Source organism: Xanthobacter oligotrophicus (assembly GCF_008364685.1).
In the GTDB taxonomy this organism is placed as follows: domain Bacteria; phylum Pseudomonadota; class Alphaproteobacteria; order Rhizobiales; family Xanthobacteraceae; genus Xanthobacter; species Xanthobacter oligotrophicus.
Genome location: NZ_VTTL01000004.1, coordinates 320,543 through 337,825 on the forward strand (window position 1 = coordinate 320,543; position 17,283 = coordinate 337,825).

General features: G+C 68.8%; 15 protein-coding genes. 2 read left to right on the top strand and 13 right to left on the bottom strand.

Going from position 1 to position 17,283, the window contains the following annotated elements:
* Positions 1-255: 255 nt before the first annotated feature.
* Positions 256-1,650 carry an NUDIX hydrolase gene (locus FZ033_RS24605; protein WP_210247872.1) on the top strand — a complete coding sequence of 465 codons (1,395 nt, stop codon included), beginning with the start codon at positions 256-258 and terminating at the stop codon, positions 1,648-1,650.
* Between the two features lie 118 nt (positions 1,651-1,768).
* Here the strand turns inward: FZ033_RS24605 and FZ033_RS08475 are convergent, their stop codons facing one another.
* The gene (locus tag FZ033_RS08475) at positions 1,769-2,566 is read right to left on the bottom strand and encodes a DUF2189 domain-containing protein (protein ID WP_149575709.1); all 798 of its coding nucleotides are present in this window, start codon (positions 2,564-2,566) and stop codon (positions 1,769-1,771) included.
* A gap of 111 nt (positions 2,567-2,677) precedes the next feature.
* Entirely contained in the window at positions 2,678-3,148 is a 471-nt protein-coding gene (locus FZ033_RS08480; RefSeq protein WP_149575710.1) for an Lrp/AsnC family transcriptional regulator, read from the bottom strand.
* Between the two features lie 159 nt (positions 3,149-3,307).
* Here FZ033_RS08480 and putA point away from each other — a divergent pair, with 159 nt between their 5' ends.
* Positions 3,308-6,988 (top strand): bifunctional proline dehydrogenase/L-glutamate gamma-semialdehyde dehydrogenase PutA, encoded by a 3,681-nt coding sequence (gene putA / locus FZ033_RS08485; RefSeq protein WP_149575711.1) that lies wholly within the window; start codon positions 3,308-3,310, stop codon positions 6,986-6,988.
* A gap of 22 nt (positions 6,989-7,010) precedes the next feature.
* On the opposite strand, the gene FZ033_RS08490 is transcribed toward putA, so the two are convergent.
* The 11 genes from FZ033_RS08490 to FZ033_RS08540 form a co-directional block, all read right to left on the bottom strand.
* Positions 7,011-7,268, bottom strand: coding sequence for a cysteine rich repeat-containing protein (locus tag FZ033_RS08490; RefSeq protein WP_188079384.1), 258 nt, complete (start codon positions 7,266-7,268; stop codon positions 7,011-7,013).
* 95 nt (positions 7,269-7,363) lie between these two features.
* Positions 7,364-8,287 carry an L-threonate dehydrogenase gene (gene ltnD / locus FZ033_RS08495; protein WP_149575713.1) on the bottom strand — a complete coding sequence of 308 codons (924 nt, stop codon included), beginning with the start codon at positions 8,285-8,287 and terminating at the stop codon, positions 7,364-7,366.
* A 284-nt stretch (positions 8,288-8,571) separates the two neighbouring features.
* Complete coding sequence (locus FZ033_RS08500) at positions 8,572-9,588, bottom strand: polysaccharide deacetylase family protein (RefSeq protein WP_149575714.1); 1,017 nt, start codon at positions 9,586-9,588, stop codon at positions 8,572-8,574.
* 172 nt (positions 9,589-9,760) lie between these two features.
* Positions 9,761-10,651, bottom strand: a complete 891-nt coding sequence (locus FZ033_RS08505) for an ABC transporter permease (RefSeq protein ID WP_149575715.1) — start codon at positions 10,649-10,651, stop codon at positions 9,761-9,763.
* Positions 10,644-11,486: an ABC transporter ATP-binding protein gene (locus tag FZ033_RS08510; RefSeq protein ID WP_149575716.1), complete on the bottom strand. Its 843-nt coding sequence runs from the start codon at positions 11,484-11,486 to the stop codon at positions 10,644-10,646. The genes FZ033_RS08505 and FZ033_RS08510 overlap by 8 nt, the downstream gene beginning before the upstream one ends.
* A gap of 10 nt (positions 11,487-11,496) precedes the next feature.
* The gene (locus FZ033_RS08515; RefSeq protein ID WP_149575717.1) at positions 11,497-12,540 is read right to left on the bottom strand and encodes an ABC transporter substrate-binding protein; all 1,044 of its coding nucleotides are present in this window, start codon (positions 12,538-12,540) and stop codon (positions 11,497-11,499) included.
* A gap of 17 nt (positions 12,541-12,557) precedes the next feature.
* On the bottom strand, positions 12,558-13,730 hold the full coding sequence (gene ssuD, locus FZ033_RS08520; RefSeq protein ID WP_149575718.1) for an FMNH2-dependent alkanesulfonate monooxygenase: 1,173 nt from the start codon (positions 13,728-13,730) through the stop codon (positions 12,558-12,560).
* 113 nt (positions 13,731-13,843) lie between these two features.
* Positions 13,844-14,299, bottom strand: coding sequence for a tetratricopeptide repeat protein (locus FZ033_RS08525; protein ID WP_232847383.1), 456 nt, complete (start codon positions 14,297-14,299; stop codon positions 13,844-13,846).
* Positions 14,299-15,081 carry an ABC transporter ATP-binding protein gene (locus FZ033_RS08530; RefSeq protein ID WP_138397983.1) on the bottom strand — a complete coding sequence of 261 codons (783 nt, stop codon included), beginning with the start codon at positions 15,079-15,081 and terminating at the stop codon, positions 14,299-14,301. Before FZ033_RS08530 ends, FZ033_RS08525 begins: the two co-directional genes overlap by 1 nt.
* 24 nt (positions 15,082-15,105) lie before the next feature.
* Positions 15,106-15,957, bottom strand: coding sequence for an ABC transporter permease (locus tag FZ033_RS08535; protein WP_149575720.1), 852 nt, complete (start codon positions 15,955-15,957; stop codon positions 15,106-15,108).
* A gap of 70 nt (positions 15,958-16,027) precedes the next feature.
* The gene (locus FZ033_RS08540) at positions 16,028-17,116 is read right to left on the bottom strand and encodes an ABC transporter substrate-binding protein (RefSeq protein WP_149575721.1); all 1,089 of its coding nucleotides are present in this window, start codon (positions 17,114-17,116) and stop codon (positions 16,028-16,030) included.
* Positions 17,117-17,283: the final 167 nt, after the last annotated feature.

Genomic DNA, 17,283 nt, shown 5'->3' on the forward strand with positions numbered 1-17,283 from the left:
GCCGGGCCCATGTAGCGCCGAGCCCATGTAGGGCCATCGTCCACCGGTTGGCCCTCCGGATCCGCCAGGGTCAGGGGGGCGCGGAACACGCGGTGCCGGCGTCCCGGCGGGGCCTTGAGCAAAGGCGCGGAGCTTGTCCGTGTCCGGCGCTGTGATAGATCAGGAAAGGTAACCGATTCGGGCACGCGCCCGGATCGGTCGTGTGTTTCGCCGTGTTTCCCTAGATCTGCCTTCGCGTCTGCCGCAGGACCGCCCATGTCGCCACCCCCGGTATGGCCAGCGCTTCCGGTCGCCACCGGCGGGCCATCCGGCCGGCGGGTGCAGTATGCGGCGCTGCCGTATCGCGTGCGGCGCGACGGCGAAGTGCAGATCCGCCTCATCACCTCCCGCGAGACCCGGCGCTGGGTCATCCCCAAGGGCTGGCCCATGAAGGGCCTGTCCCCGCCCAAGGCGGCGGCGCGCGAGGCTTATGAGGAAGCCGGGCTGGTGGGGGTGATCTCGCGCGAACCGCTGGGCATGTACACCTACGAGAAGCGGCTCGGCACCCGCTCGGTGCTGTGCGACGTGCTGGTGTTCCCCCTCAAGGTCAAGCGGTTGCTGGAGAAATGGCCCGAGCGGTTCCAGCGCTACGGCTTCTGGTTCTCCATCGACAGCGCCGCCGCGGCGGTCCAGGAGGAGGACCTCTCCGAGCTGATCCGCAGCTTCGGCGAGATCATGGCCCGCAGGTGGGAGGCCGAGCGCCTCGAAGCCGAGCAGAAGACCAAGGCCAAGGCCTCGAAGGACAAGTCGGCGAGCGCCGTGCCCGGCGTTGAAATGCCGGCCGGGGAGCGCGAGTCCAAGGACAACCCGACCAAGGCGAACCCGACCAAGGCGAACCCGACCAAGGCAAAGGGCACCAAGGCCAAGCCGGACAAAGCCAGATCGCAGAAGGCGGCGCAGGTTGCTGCCGACGCGGACAGCGACACGGCTGTCGAACCTCAATCCGCGGGCAAGGCCAGGGCGGGCAAGGTCAGGCCGGACAAGGGCAAGACCGAAAAGGCGAAGCCCGACAAGATCAAGGCGGAAAAGGCCCCTCCGGCAAAGGGGGTGAAGGCCAAGTCGGAGAAGGCGGCCAAGGCGAAGGCCCGAGCTGCCGGGGACGAGACGGCTGCCGCCGGCAGTGCTTCAGAGCCGGCTGCCGCCACGAAGAAGGCGGCCAAGGGCAAGGGCGGGAAGGCGGCCCGCAAGGGCGCTCAGGTCAGCCTCCTTGCGGCCCCCGATGTGCCGCCGCCTGTCGTCGCGAAGGTTGGCCGGGACGTGGCGCCGGTCGCGGCGGCGAAGGCCCATGGCCGGCCGATCCGCAAGGCAGCCGTGGCCAAAAGGGCGGAGACGGTCACGAAGCCGGGATGGATGCCGGAGAAGAAGGCGCCGTCGGCCAAGAAGGTGACATCGCTGAAAAAGGCATCGACGGTGAAGAAGGGGACCGCGGTGCGCAAAGCCGCGCCGGCCATGGTTCCGGCCAAAGCTCCGGCCAAAGTCCCCGCAAAGCCCTCTGCGAAGCCGTTGGCCGGCGAACCCGCCAAGGGCGTGTCGCGGAGCGTGCCAAAGGGCGCGTCAGCCGACAAGCGCAAGTCGAAAACGCCGGCTCCGCCGGAGAAGCCCGGGTCCTGAACGATCGCGGCAAGGGAGGCTGCCCGGGCTGTAAGACCACGTCCGGCGCGTGGACGAAATGCGCGCGGCGCCGGTCGATGAACCGGCGCCGCGAGTGTCCACTCTGCCTGAAGGCGCTCTACGCGGCGGGGACCACCGCCTTGCGGTAGATGTGCCAGGTGGCGTGGCCGAGCACCGGCAGCACCACGATGAGCCCCAGGAAGCAGGGCACCGAGCCGGCGGCGAGCAGCGCCACCACGATCAGGCCCCAGGCGATCATGGGGCCGGGGCTGGCGAGCACCGCCTGCACGCTGGTGATCATGGCCGTGACCACGTCGATGTCGCGATCCATCAGCAGCGGAAACGACACCACGGTGATGGAGAACAGGCCCAGCGCCAGCGCCGCGCCCACCACATGGCCCACCGCCAGGAAGGTCAGGCCGTCCTGCGTGGTGAACACCACGTGCAGGAACTCGTTGAGGGTGCCGAACGAGGAGTAGCCGAGGAATAGCGCCAGCAGCAGGCGCACCTGGTACATCCAGATGATGAAGGCGAAGATGGTGACGAAGGCCATCCAGCCCAGTTCCCGCTGGCGCTGGGCGAACACGGTGGACATCACCCCCTTGAGCGTCGGCTGGCGCCCGGCCTCGATCTCCCGGCTCACGTCATAAAGGCCGGCGGCCACGAACGGGCCGATGAGCACCGAGCCAGCCAGCAGCGGATAGGCGAGATAGCCCAGGTCCAGCGCGAACACACAGGACAGAAGGAAGATGCCGCCGAAGGCGTAGACCGCGCCCAGAAGGGCGCCGATGACGGGTGCGCGATTGAAATCCTCGACCCCCGCGAGGAGGGCCTCCTTCACGTCGGCAAAAGAAATGGCGCGGACAACGGGCGCCACCGGCCCAGCTTGCACCGGCCGATCAAGAACAGTGGCCATATGTCACTCCCTGAAGGCCACATCGGGCCTCTTATGTTTTGTTGAGAGAGTGAGGTCGCATCGGCCCCTTGTAAAGGGCGACGAAGGGTCAAGGTCCACGATTGCCGCAGTTCAGGCCCCGTCGTCCTTCACCGGCTCCATGACCACGTAGGTTGAGGTGCTCGCCACATGGGGCAGGGCGGAGATCTTCTCCCCCAGCACCGCGCGATAGCGGCGGATGTCGCGCGTGCGCACCTTCAGCAGGTAGTCGAACGAGCCCGCGATCATGTGGCAGGCCTCCACCTCCTTGATCCGGAGCACCGCCGCATTGAAGGCGGACAGCGCCTTCTCGGTGGTCTCGGAGAGCTTCACCTCGGTGAAGGCGATGTGCTCCAGCCGGAGCTTCACCGGATCAAGCACCGCGCGGAAGCCGCGGATGTAGCCCTCGTCCATCAGCCGCTTCAGCCGCGCCTGGCACGGGCTGCGCGACAGGCCCACCCGCGCCGCAAGGTCGGTGACGGACATGCGGCCATCCTCCACCAGCGCGGCGATGATGCGGGCATCGAAGGCGTCGATTTGACTGTCAGATGCGCCATTATCCATAAAAATGATCCAATATGGCAGTCATTTAAAGTCAGTATGAGTGGCTCTTCGGCAGATGAAAAGCCGGAATGCCTGACGCCTCTGGATTAGCATGTGAACAGCCGTCGAAACCGTCCCGTGCCGCGGTGATCCGCCTGCCGGGGGACGAGGAAACACATCATGATCCCCGCCGCCGCCGCGCCCTGGGCCGCCCCTGAACCCGCTCCGCTCTTCGCCGATTTCGCGCCGCCGGCCGGCCCGCCCACCCCTCTGCGTGCGGCCCTCGCCGCCGCGCATCGCCGCCCGGAGCGGGAGGTGATCGCCGATCTTTTGCCCGACGCCCGCCTGCCGCCGGAGCTGCGCGCCCGCATCGCCGCGCGGGCGGGGAATCTCGTCACCCGGCTGCGGGCGAAGCCGCGCGGATCGGTGGTGGCGGCGCTGGTGCAGGAATATGCCCTCTCCAGCCAGGAGGGCGTCGCGCTCATGTGCCTTGCCGAGGCGCTGCTGCGCATTCCTGATAACGAGACCCGCGACGCCCTCATCCGCGACAAGATCGGCCATGGCGACTGGCAGGCGCATCTCGGCGGCGGGCGCTCCCTGTTCGTGAATGCGGCCACCTGGGGCCTCGTCCTCACCGGCAAGCTCACCGCCACCGCCGACGACGGGCGGCTCACCACCGCGCTCACCCGCCTCGTGGCGCGCTGCGGCGAACCCCTGATCCGCCGCGCGGTGGACATGGCCATCGGGCTGATGGGCGCCGAGTTCGTCATGGGCCGCACCATCGAGGAAGCGCTTCACCGCGCCGGCAAACGCGAGGCGCAGGGCTTCTCCTATTCCTTCGACATGCTGGGCGAGGCGGCCATGACAACGGCCGACGCGGAACGCTATTTCGCGGCCTATGGCGCCGCCATCGAGGCCATCGGCAAGGCCTCGGCGGGGCGGGGCATCCACAAAGGGCCGGGCATCTCGGTGAAGCTCTCCGCGCTCCATCCGCGCTATGCCCGCGCGCAGGCGGGCCGGGTGATGGCGGAACTGCTGCCGCGCCTTGAACGCCTCGCGCTGCTGGCCCGGGGCTACGACATCGGCTTCAACATCGATGCGGAGGAGCAGGACCGCCTGGAACTCTCCCTCGATCTTCTGGAAGCGCTCGCCGCCCATCCCGGCCTTGCGGGGTGGAACGGCATCGGCTTCGTGGTGCAGGCCTATGGCAAGCGCTGCCCGGCGGTGCTCGACTTCGTCATCGATCTCGCCCGTCGCACCGGCCGGCGCATCATGGTGCGCCTCGTGAAAGGCGCCTATTGGGATGCCGAGATCAAGCGCGCGCAGGTGGACGGGATGACGGATTTCCCCGTCTTCACCCGCAAGGTGCACACGGACCTTTGCTACATCGCCTGCGCCCGCAAGCTGCTTGCCGCGCGCGATGCGGTCTTTCCCCAGTTCGCCACCCACAATGCCCAGACGCTGGCCGCCATCTTTGAGCTGGCGGGGCCGGATTTCCGCGCCGGCGACTACGAGTTCCAGTGCCTCCACGGCATGGGCGAGCCGCTATACGAGGAGGTGGTGGGGCCGCTTGGCCGGCCCTGCCGCATCTATGCGCCGGTGGGCACCCATGAGACGCTGCTCGCCTATCTGGTGCGGCGGCTGCTGGAGAACGGCGCCAATTCCTCCTTCGTCCACCGCCTTGCCGATGACCGCGTGCCGCTGGCCGAGCTGATCGCCGATCCGGCAGAGACGGTGGCCGCCATGCCCGACGCCGGCGCCCCCAGCCCGGCCATCGCCGCCCCGCGCGACCTGTACAGCACGCGGGCCAATTCCGCCGGCCTCGACCTGTCGAGCGACGCCGTGCTGGCCGCCCTTGGCCAGGTCCTCGCTGCGGGTCGGGCCACACCATGGCGGGCGCATCCTGCGGGCGGTGGCGGGCCGGCGCGGGCGGTGCGCAATCCCGGCGACCATCGCGACGAGGTGGGCGCCGTGCGCGAGGCCGGCGCCGAAGATGTGGTGCGGGCGGTGGCCGTGGCTGCCGGCGCCGCGCCCGGCTGGGCCGCGCTCTCGCCCGCCGAGCGCGCGGCGCCTTTACGCGCCGCAGCCGACATGCTGGAAGCGCAGGTGCCCCACCTGCTCGGCCTGATCATGCGCGAGGCGGGCAAGTCCGCCGCCAACGGGGTGGCCGAGGTGCGCGAGGCGGTGGACTTCCTGCGCTATTATGCCGACGAGGCGACAGCCCGCCTCACCCGCGACCATCGCCCGCTGGGGCCGGTGGCCTGCATCAGCCCGTGGAACTTCCCTCTCGCCATCTTCACCGGGCAGGTGGCGGCGGCGCTGGCGGCGGGCAATCCCGTGCTCGCCAAGCCGGCGGAGGAGACACCGCTCATCGCCGCCGAGGCGGTGCGGCTGCTGCATGCCGCCGGCATTCCACAGGATGTGCTCCAGCTGCTGCCCGGCAATGGAACGGTGGGTGCGGCGCTGGTCGCGGCGCCGGAGGTGGCGGGGGTCATGTTCACCGGCTCCACGGATGTGGCGCGACGCATCGCCGGGGTGCTCGCCCAACGCCTGTCGCCTGCGGGGCGACCGGTGCCGCTCATCGCCGAGACCGGCGGGCAGAATGCCATGATCGTGGACAGTTCCGCCTTGCCCGAGCAGGTGGTGGCGGATGTGCTGGCCTCCGCCTTCGACAGCGCCGGCCAGCGCTGCTCGGCCCTGCGCGTGCTCTGCCTGCAGGAGGAGGTGGCCGACCCCATGCTCGCCATGCTGAAGGGCGCCATGGCGGAGCTGGAGATCGGCCGCGCGGACCGCCTGTGCGTGGATGTGGGGCCGGTCATCACCGCCGAGGCGCAGGCGGGCATCGAGACCCATGTGGCGGCCATGGCAGCGCGCGGTTTTCGCGTCCATCGCCTGCCTTTGCCGGCTGAGGCGGCGAACGGCACCTTCGTTGCGCCGACGCTGATCGAGATTTCATCCATGGCGGATGTCACGGCAGAGGTGTTCGGCCCGGTGCTGCATGTGCTGCGCTGGCGGCGGGCGGATCTGCGCCGCCTCGTCGCCGACATCAACGCCACGGGCTACGGCCTCACCTTCGGCCTGCACACGCGGCTGGACGAGACCATCGCGGCGGTGATGGACCAGGTGGCGGCCGGCAACCTCTATGTGAACCGCAACATGATCGGCGCAGTAGTGGGGGTGCAGCCCTTCGGCGGCCACGGCCTCTCCGGCACCGGGCCGAAGGCGAGCGGGCCGCTTTATCTCGGCCGGCTGGTGACCGGTCCGGCCTTCGCCCTTGGCGCCGGCACGGCGGACGGGGCGGCGCTGGCCTTCGCCGATTGGCTGGAGGGGCGCGGGCGAGTGGATGACGCGACGGCGGTGCGGGCGCTGGCGGAGGCCGTGCCGCTGGGCCTGTCGCTGGATCTGCCCGGTCCGGTGGGCGAGCGCAACAGCTGGCGCCTGCGCCCGCGCGGCACCCTGCTGTTGTTGCCGACCAGCGAGACGGGGCTGATGCGCCAGATCGGCACCGCCCTGGCCACCGGCAATCGGGCGGTCATCGAGGCCGAGGCGGGGCTCTTGAGCCAGCTCGCGGGAGTGCCGCCGGCGGTGGCGGCGCGCCTTCGCATGGGCGGGCAAGCTATGGGGGCGGAGGGCGGCCCGTTCGCGGCAGCTCTGGCGGAAGGGGAGGGGGCGGCACTCGTGGCCGTTGCCGGGCGCCTCGCCGCGCTGCCGGGGCCGATCGTGCCGCTCCATGGGGCGACGCCGGACGACATCGCCGCCTCGCCCTTCGCCTTCCCGGCGCAGCTGCTGCTGGAAGAGGTCTCGCTGAGCGTGAACACGGCGGCGGCGGGCGGCAATGCGAGCCTGCTGGCCGTGGCTTGAGGCACCCCTTCGCCTGAACGCCCTACTTCTTGCGCTGGCTGGCGATCAGCGCACCGAGGGTCGCCTGGCAGGGGGGCGTCACCTCGTCCCTGTGATCCTTGAGGCATTGGAAGAGGCGGTCGGCGCCCGGCTCGATGCTGCCGCACAGCTTCGTCACGTCGGCCTCGCAGGCGGTGCGCAGCGCCTTGGCCTGCTCCGGTGTCTGCGCCCGCGCGCCCAGCGAGAGGCCGAACGCGAGGAGCGGCAGGGCGAGGACGCAGGCGAGGCGGTTACGGGACATGATCTTGCTCCACAGCTTCAGCCGCCCGTCGCTCCGCCCCATATAGCGCGTCGGACAAGGCGGCCTTCAGGGCCCCGCCTTACCACGGCGTCCCCTCAAACACCCGGCAGCTTCGTCCCCGTGATCTGCGCATAGAGCCGCGCCACGGAGGCGTCGTCGTCCCGCCCCATGCCGGAGGCGGAAGCGGCGAGGAACATCTGCAAGGCGGCGGCAGAGACCGGCACCGGGAATTTGGCGCTGCGGGCCATGTCCTGGACGATGCCGAGGTCCTTCACGAAGATGTCCACCGCGCTTTTCGGGCTGTAGTCGCCGGAGAGCACGTGGGGCATGCGGTTCTCGAACATCCAGCTGTTGCCGGCGGAGGCGGTGATCACCTCATACACCTTCTTCAGGTCGAGCCCCTGGCGGGCGGCAAAGGCCATGGCCTCGCAGGCGGCGGCGATGTGCACGCCGGCAAGCAACTGGTTGATCATCTTGAAGGCCGCGCCGGCCCCCGCCGCATCGCCCAGGGTGTAGAGCTTGGCCGCCATGGCATCCAAGGCCGGCCGGGCCTTGGCGAAGGCCGCCGGGCTGCCGGAGGCGAGGATGGTGAGCGCGCCCTCCGCCGCCCGCTGCGCGCCGCCCGAGATGGGGGCGTCGAGATAAAGCCGTCCCGTGGCCTCAAGCCGCGCGGCAAGGGCGCGGGCCACGTCCGGGTCCATGGTGGCGCAGGAGATGAAGACGGCGCCTTCCGGCAGCGTCTGCGCCACGCCTTCGGGGCCGAACAGGATGGCTTCGGTCTGCGCGGCATTCACCACCACGCTCACCACCATGTCGGCGCCCTGCGCCACCTCGGCGGCGGACGCAGCCCCGCGCCCGCCCTGCGCCACGAAGCGGGCCACGGCTTCGGGACCCACATCGCAGCCGGCCACATCGATCCCCGCCCGCAACAGGGACTGCGCCATGCCGAACCCCATGGAGCCGAGCCCCACGACGCCGGCACGCTTGGTGGTATTCGGCGTTTCCCCGGTGCTGCTCATGGCCTGCTCCCTTTTCGCGTCGCCGGCCTCGACTGCCGGCGCATCTTGCTTTTGGTCTTTGTAGGAGCGCGGGCTGGAACCTTCAAATCGTTTCAGCCGGGCCGGCGGCCCGCCACACGCACAAATGAAAAGAGCCCGTTCCAGGGGAACGGGCTCTCAGGTTTGAAAGGGCTGGCTGACTCACACCAAAGGCCCGTGAGCGCGACTCACGGGCCTTTGGTGAAGCCCGCGCGGCGCCTGAGCGCGACCCTCTCGGCACCGGTCAAAGACCGGGGCCGTTGGTATCAGTAGACGCCGCCGGCGCGCTGCTGCGGGGCGGCATTGGCCGCGGGCTTGGCGGGTTTGGCGCCATCCGGCTTGGCGGATGCGGTGGCGGGCTTGGGCTTCTTGTCCTTCTGATTGGCCTGCTGCGGCTTGCCGTTGGGCAGGGCCGCCATCAGTTGGACCTTCGGCGTCTTGTCCCGGGCGATGAGCTCGGAAATGGTGCCGAACTTGTAGCCCTTGGCGATCAGCTCATCGAGGATGCGCGGCATGGCCGCCACCGTGGTGGGGTAGATGTCGTGGGACAGCACGATGGCGCCCGGCGTCACCTGCGCGATGATGGCGTCATGCACCTTCTGGCTGTCGCGGAACTTCCAGTCGTTGGGGTCCACGGCCCAGTTGACGGTGGTGAGGCCGTACTTTTCCTCGATCATGGCCCGCAGGGTCGGCTTCATGGAGCCGTAGGGCGGGCGCAGATACATGGGCCGCTTGCCGGTGACCTGGAAAATGGCCTCGGAGGTATTGCCCAACTCCTTCTCCACCCCCGCCTGGCTGATACGCGTCAGCTGCGGGTGGCTCCAGGAGTGGTTGCCGATCTCGTGGCCCTCGTCGGAGATCATCTTCAGCACTTCCGGGTGCTTGGCCACCATGTTGCCGAGCACGAAGAAGGTGGCCTTGATGCCGCGCTCCTTCAGGATGGCGAGCAACTGGGGCGTCGTCTCCGGATTGGGACCGTCGTCGAACGTCATGGCGATGTAATTGCCATCCACGTTGAACGACTTGTAGGTGTAGTTCTTGCGCGGGGTCACGGCCGGCGCGGGGGCCGGATCCGGCGCCGGGGCGACGGCTTCAGCCTGCTGCGCGGCCTTGCCCTGCGCCCCCTTGGCCTGCCCGCCGGGGCCGTTCTGGGAGATGGACTGCGTGGTGGCAGGTCCATCGTCCCTCACGGCCTTGGCGGACGTGAGCATGGGGGAGATTGCCACGCCTGCGCCAACGGCGCTCGCGACCAGAATACCAGAGACGATCAGGAGCGGCTTCACGGTGGCGGCTTCCCAGCTGTAATTTCTATCTGGGTACAGCCTCACGCGTTTTTGTGGATAAATCGTGAAGCGCAGCCGTCACAGACGTCTTTTCCTCCGCAACGGCACTTTATTCTCGCCCGTGACGGTGCGGAATACCGGCAAGGGTACTTCGATCCGGAATGCCGTTACGTCAGCGCTGGAGGCCCCAGCGGCGCACCGTGCGCTGCTCCACCGCGCGGAACAGCACTTCCACCGCAAGGCCGATGAGGATCACTGTGACCAGCCCGGCGAAGACGCGATCCGTCAGCAGCTCGTTGCGGTTGCGGTAGATGAACCAGCCGAGCCCCCCGGCGCGGGAGGAGACACCGAACACCAGCTCCGCCGCGATCAGGGTGCGCCAGGCAAACGCCCAGGCGATCTTCAGCCCCGACAGCAGCGAGGGCAGCGCCGCCGGAATGAGGATGAGCGCCACGTAGGACAGCCCCTTCAGCCCGTAGTTGCGGCCAACGAGGCGCTGGGTCTCCGGCACCTGCTCGAAGCCGGTGAGGGCTGCGAGGGCGAACGGCCATAGCACCGCATGCACCATCACCAGCAGCAGGCTGGCTTCCCCAAGGCCGAGCCACAGCATGGCGAGCGGCAAGAGCGCGATGGCGGGCAGGGGATTGAACATGGCGGTCAGCGTCAGCAGCACCTCTTTCAGGAACGGCACCGCGATGGCCGCCGAGACCAGCACCAAAGCCAGCGCCACCGCCAGCACATAGCCCTTGATGAGCACCGCGAGGGAGGCGAGGGCGGCGGGCAAGAGGTCGCCCTCGGAGAGCGCCGAGGCGAGCGCCGACATGGTGTCGGTGAAGGTGGGGAACAGCAGCGGATTGCTCTGCCACACCGCCGCCGTCTGCCACATGGCGGCCAGCGCCGCCAGCACCACGGCGCGACGCACCACGGTGAAGCCCCACAGCCAGCCGAGGGCGGCCCGCGGCGACAACCGCGCGGGCGCCTCGGTGCGGGGGCGGGCGGGCTCGGCGCTGCGTGCGTGCGCTGTGTCCGCCAGGCCCGAGCCGGACACGGTGGTGTCAGACATGGTGGCCTCCGTCGGCGAAGATGAGATTGTGGACATCGCGCACCACCGCCTCGAAGGCCGGGGTGCCGCGCGCCGAGATGCCGAAGGCGGCGGTGTCGAAGGTGGCGAGGGTGCGGCCCGGATGGGCGGCGAGCAGGTGCAGGCGCGTGCCGATGAGCACCGCCTCGTCGATGGCGTGGGTGACGAAGACCAGGGTGAAGCCCTGTTCCTCGGCCAGCGCCAGCAGGTCGTCCTGCAAGGTGCGGCGGGTGAGGGCGTCGAGCGCCGCGAACGGCTCGTCCATCAGCAGCACGTCCGGGTCGGTGGCCAGCGCGCGGGCGATGGCGGCGCGCTGCTTCATGCCGCCGGACAGGGTGTGCGGATAGGCGTCCAGCGCCCGGGCGAGGCCCACCTTCACCAGCGCCGCCTCGGCCCGGGCGTGGGCCTCCTTCTGCGACATCTTGCGGGCGACGCGCAGGGGGAAGGCCACGTTGTCGCGCACGCTCTTCCAGGGCAGCAGCTGGTCGAATTCCTGGAACACCACGATGCGGTCCGGCCCCGGCCCGGTGATGGCCTTGCCGCGGATCTCGACCGTTCCCGCCGCCGGCTTCAGGAAGCCGGCCAGCGCCTTGAGGATGGAGGACTTGCCGCAGCCCGAGGGGCCGAGCAGCACCAGCCGCTCGCCCGACGCCACCGAAAAGCTCACGTCCTCCACTGCCCGGTGGCGCCCCTTGGCGCCGGCATAGTCGAGGGTGAGGCCGCGCGCCTGAAGCACGGGGGTGGCCTGCGCCGCAGCCGGTGCCGACACGGGGTGGAGCTGCTGGGCGCCGTCAAGGCGGGCGACGGTGGCGGTCATGGCTGCGCCCTCAGCTGCCGGAGGCCGAATGCAGCTCTTCGAAGGTGAATTCCTTCCAGCTGGCGGGCTTGTTCTTGATGGCGCCGATCCGGTTCATGAAATCGGCGAACTTGATGGTGCCGAGGGGCACCAGCGTATAGGTCACCTCGGGATCCGATAGCACTTCCGCGATGAAGGCGGGATCAAGCTTGGACTGCTCCACCTTCACATAGATCTCGGCGGCTTCCTTCTTGTTCTCGTCCACCCATTTGGTGGCCTCGGCGAAGGCGTCCTGGAACGCCTTGTAGGTCTTGGGGTTCTCCTGGCGGAACTTCACCGTGGTGTAGGCCACCGTGGGCGTCGCCGGACCGCCCAGGATGTCGTAGGAGGAGAACACCTTGTGCACCTTGGGGTCCTTGAGCGCCTGGTTCTGGAACGGCGGGTTGGACAGGTGGGAGGTGATCTCGGTGCCGCCGGCGATCAGGGCGGCGGTGGCGTCCGGGTGGGGCAGGGTGACCATCAGCGGGTCGAGCTTCTTGGCATTGCCGGGGCCGAAGGCCTGCTCCGCCGCCATCTGCAGGATGCGCGCCTGCACCGACACGCCCGCCGCCGGCGTCGCGATCTTGTCCTTCTCGGTGAAGTCCTTGATGGTCTTCACGTTCGGGTTGTTGGTGAGCAGGAAGTTGGGCTGGGCCCCGAAGGCGCCGACGATCTTCACCTCCTGCGCCGTGCCGCGGGTCTTGTCCCAGATGGTGAGGAACGGCCCGATGCCGGCGGAGGCGATGTCGATGCTGCCGGAGAGCAGCGCATCATTCACCGCGCCGCCGCCGGAGAGGCGGATCCACTCCACCTTGATGTCGATGCCCAGTGCCTTGCCGTGCTTCTCGATGAGGCCCTTCTCGCGCAGCACGTGGAACGGCGTGTAGAGGGTGCCGAACTGCTGGGCGATGCGCAGCACGCCTTCCGCGCGTGCCGGCACGGCGGCGAAGGCTGCGGACAGCACCACGCCGGCGGCGGCGAGGCGGGCGAAGGTGCGGCGGGTGAGCGGACTGCGGGTGAAAGTGCGGGTGGTCATCTTCATCTCCTCGAGGCTCAGGACACGGCGGCGCGACGCCGCTCCGCGCGGTGGGAGCCCACGGCGAACTCATTGACGATATTGTCGGAAACCTTGCGGCGGCGACCGTCGATGCCAAGCTCGGGGAACAGCAGCTCGGCGACGCGATAGGCCTCTTCCAGGTGCGGATAGCCCGAGCCGATGAAGGTCTCGATGCCGATCTCCTGATATTCGCGGATGCGGGCGGCGACGCTCTTGGGGTCGCCCACCAGCGCGGTGCCGGCGCCGCGCCGCACCAGGCCGATGCCGGCCCACAGGTTGGGCGCGATCTCCAGCTTGTTGCGATCGCCGGGCTGCAGCGCGGCCATGCGCGCCTGCCCCACAGAATCCATCTCCACCTTGAAGCGCTGCTGCGCGCTTTCGATCTGCTCGTCGGAGACCTGGGAAATCAGCCTGTCGGCGGCGGCCCAGGCCTCGGCCTCGGTCTCGCGCACGATGAAATGGATGCGCAGGCCGAACTTCAGCGTGCGCCCGCGCCGGGCGGCGCGCGCCTGCACGTCGGCGAGCTTGTCTTTCAGCACATGGGGCGGCTCGCCCCAGGAGAGGTAGACGCTGGTGTGCTCGGCCGCCACCTCGTGCCCGGCTTCCGATGAGCCGCCGAACCACAGGGGCGGGTGGGGCTGCTGCACCACCGGGAAGTCCAGCCGGCCGTGCTCCACCCGATAATAGGGGCCGGTATGGTCCACGACCTTGCCGGCCACCAGATCGCGCCAGATGGAGAGGAATTCGTCGGCCTGGGCGTAGCGGGCGTCATGGTCGAGGAAGATGCCGTCGGCGGCGAGTTCCGGCGGATTGCCGCCCACCACCACGTTAAGCAGGAGCCGCCCGTCGCTGAGCCGGTCGAGAGCCGTCGCCTGCCGCGCGGCAAACGCCGGGGTGGTGACGCCGGGGCGCAGCGCCACCAGGAATTTCAGCCGCTCGGTGGCGGTGGCAAGGCCGGCGGCGGTGATCCAGCTGTCCTCGCAGCTCTGGCCGGTGGGCAGGAGCACGCCCTTGAAGCCGAGCCGGTCCACCGCCTGCGCCACCTCCCGGAAATAGGCGAATTCCGGCGGGCGCTGCCGCGTCTCCGACCCCAGATAGGCGCCGTCGCCGTGGGTGGGGATGAACCAGAAGATGTCCGGGCTCTGCGCGGCGGGGGTGGGATGACTCATGGGAAGCTCCGTCATTTCCCTGAAAATGACGGGTAATTATGCATAATGTCAATAGAACTTGTTAAATCAGGTGTGAGCCGTGCCGTCGCAGCCGTTTGCAGGCGCACGGGCGTTCAGGATGCAGGGTTTCTGCCGGCCGCGCGCAGGGCGTCGCGCAGCTTGTCGGCCTCTTCGCAGCCCTTCGGGTAGCAGAGCAGGCGGATCAGCTCGAGGTTCTTCTCGGCCTTCTTGAAGTCGCCGATCGCGATGAAAAGCTCGCCCTGATATTCCAGCGCCGGGCGATGGGCGGGATCGTAGTAGAGGGCTTCCTTGTACCAGCGCGCCGCCTCGTCGTAGCGCTTCAGGTTGCGGTTGGCGAAGGCGATGAGATTGTAGAGATCGGCATGGCGCACCGTGGCCGTCAGCGGCATCAACAGCGCCAGCGCCCGCTCATAATCCCCGGCATAGATGGCCGCCCGGCTCTGCGAGAGGTCGGGCAGGTCGGTGGAGGGGGCGGTGTCCATGGCGGCGGCCGGCAGGGCGGCAAGCAGCATGGCGGCGAATGCGGCACTTCGGAGGGCGGCGCCCATCACGCCGCGTCCCGCCGGGAGCCGCCATCCTCGCCCATGGCGGCGAGGATGCGCCGCTTCAGCGCGACGAATTCGCCATCCGCCCGGTCGCGGGGGAAGGGCAGGTCGATGGTGAGGTCCTCCACCACGCGGCCGGGATTGGCGCTCATCACCACCACCCGGTGGCTGAGATAGACCGCCTCCTCCACGTCGTGGGTGACGAGGATCATGGTGGTGCCCTCGGTCTCCCAGATGCGCTGGATCTCGGCCTGCAGATGCACGCGGGTGAGGGCGTCGAGCGCGCCCAGAGGCTCGTCGAGCAGCAGGATTTCCGGCCGGCTGGCGAGGCCGCGGGCGATCGCGCCGCGCTGGGCCATGCCGCCGGACAATTCATGCGGATAGGCCTTCTGGAAGCCGGAAAGGCCCACGAGGGCGATATGCTCGGCCACCGCCTCGGCCTTCTCCTTCTGGCTCCAGCCGGAATTCTCGAGGCTGAGGCCGATGTTCTGCTCCAGCGTCAGCCAGGGCAGGAGGCGGTGGTCCTGGAACACGATGCCCCGCGTGAGCGAGGTGCCGGTGATGCGCCGGCCGTTGAGCAGGATGTCGCCGCGATAATCCTCGTCCAGCCCCACCACGAGGCGCAGCAGGGTGGATTTCCCGCACCCGCTCGGCCCCACGATGGTGACGAAGGCGCCGGGTTCCACGTCGAAGCTCACATGGGAGAGCACGTTGACGAGGGGCCGGCCGGGCAGGGCATAGGTCTTCGACACGTTGCGGAATTCAAGATGTCCGGGGGTGGCCATGGTCTGGCTCCTAAGGTTCTGGGGTCAGCCGTCGTAGCCCTGCTTCCACTTCAGCACCCGCTTCTGGGCGATATACATGGAGCGGTCGATGGCGAAGCCCACGAGGCCGATGATGACCATGCACACCAGCAACTGGTCGGTGAGCAGCAGGCCTTGCGCGCGGAAGATGAGGAAGCCGAGGCCCTCGAGGCCCGAAAGGCCTTCCGCCACCACCACCAGCGCCCAGGCAAGGCCCGCCGCGTAGCGCAGCGAGACCATGATAGAGGGCATGGCGGCGGGCACGATCACCTTGCGCACCAGCTGCCAGCGGGTGAGGGTGAGGACCTTGGCCAGTTCGATATAGTTCTTCTCCACGTTGCGGATGCCCTGCAGCGTATTCAGGAACACCGGGAAGAACACCGACTTGGCGATGACCAGTACCTTTGCGGGGGCGCCGATGCCGAGCCACAGCACGATCAGCGGCAGCCAGGCGATGCCGGGAATGTGGCGGATGGTGTCGAAGGTGGGCCCGAAGAACTGCTCCACCTTGCGCGAGAGCCCGGCCGCGATGCCGAGGATGATCGCCGCCACCGAGCCGTAGAGGAAAGCCTGCCCCACAATATTGATGGAGGCGAGGAAGTCGAAGGCCAGATGCTGCTTGGTCAGCATCTTCCAGAACGCTGTCACCACGGTGACCGGCGCCGGCAGGAAGACCGGATCGATCCACTTGTTGGCCGCCGCGGTCTGCCACAGCACCAGAATGGCGAAGGGCAGGATGAAGCCGATGAAATTGGGCCGCCGCGCGCCGAACAGGCCACCGGCGAACCGCGGCGCCGGGCGATCGACCGTGCCGGCCTCGACCGCCGCGGCTTCGATGGTCTCCGATGTATTGGCCATGTGCTGAATGTCCGGATCGCGCAAATATCTTCAAGGAAGAGCGCCGGGAGCGTGTCCCGGCGCCGTTTCGTCAGTTGTAGATGGAGTACTGGCCGCCCACGAAGAAGCGCCCGTCGATGAAGGCGTCGATCTGGGCGCTGGTCAGGCCGCGCTCGGCGAGGATGTCGTCGCCGTTTTCCACGTACCAGGCCTGGAAGGTCTTGATGGCGGTGCGGGCGCGGTCGGCATTGGGCTCGCCGGCCATGAATTCCCACTCACCCGCGTGGGTGATCTGGAACTTGGCCACTTCCAGCGGCACGCGGGTCTTGTCGGCGACGATCTCGGCCGCCTCGTCCACGTGGTCGGAGGCCCATTCGCGGGTGCGCTCGCGGGCGGCCAGGAAGGCTTTGACCACCTGCGGATACTTGTTCACGAAATCGCGGCGGGCAAAGTAGGTGACGCGGCCGGCGTTGTTCACATAGACGCCGTCGTCGGGCGAGCGGCCCACCACCTTGAGCTTGCCGGAGAGCCACGCGCCGGCGAAGGCGCCGGCGGCCAGATGCGCCGTGGTGGCGTCCGTCGCGCCCGAGAGCACGGAAGAGATGGCCACCGCCGCATTGTCGATGGAGGTGTAGCGGATGCGGCCCGGCTTGTCGCGCGAATCGAAGGGCAGGCCGGCCTTGGTGGTCACTTCGAACGGCGAGGACCAGTAGCAGGAGATGCGGCTCGATCCGAACTTCTTGCCGTCGAGGTCGGCCACCGAATTGATCTTGTCGTTGTCGGCGCGGGCGAGGATGGGCGCGCGGTAGCGGTTGGAGGGCTCGGACGCCCAGATGATGACGCCGTCGAGGCCGTTGGCCCGGTGGACGGTGGCCGGATAGATCATGCGCTGGGCGATGGCGATGGCCCCGCCGTTCACCGCCGCCGCCTCGGCGCCGAGCAGGTCGGCCGCGCCTGAGGCGATGAGGTTCACCTTGGTGGTGCCGATCTTGTCGAAGGCGTCTTTGAAGAAACCCTTCTCCTGCGCGATCACGGTCCAGGGCGTGAGCTGGAGATTGATGGAGGGCAGCACCTCCTCGGCGCGCGCCGGGGTGAGGGTCGGTGCGGCGAGGGTCAGGGCCAGGGCTGCGGCGAGGAGGCCGGGCCGGACGGCGCGGGCATGGGAGGGCTGGTGGGGCATGAGCGTCTCTCGGGGATGAAATGAGGCGGGCAGGCCAAGAATGGCTTGCAATGTACATATAATCGACAGATTTTATATAAAATAGCAATCCGGCTTTCAAGCCCTCCACCGCCCCTGCGTCCATTCTGGCGCCGGGGCGGTGGACGGGGCGGGGAGGCGGTCCGCAA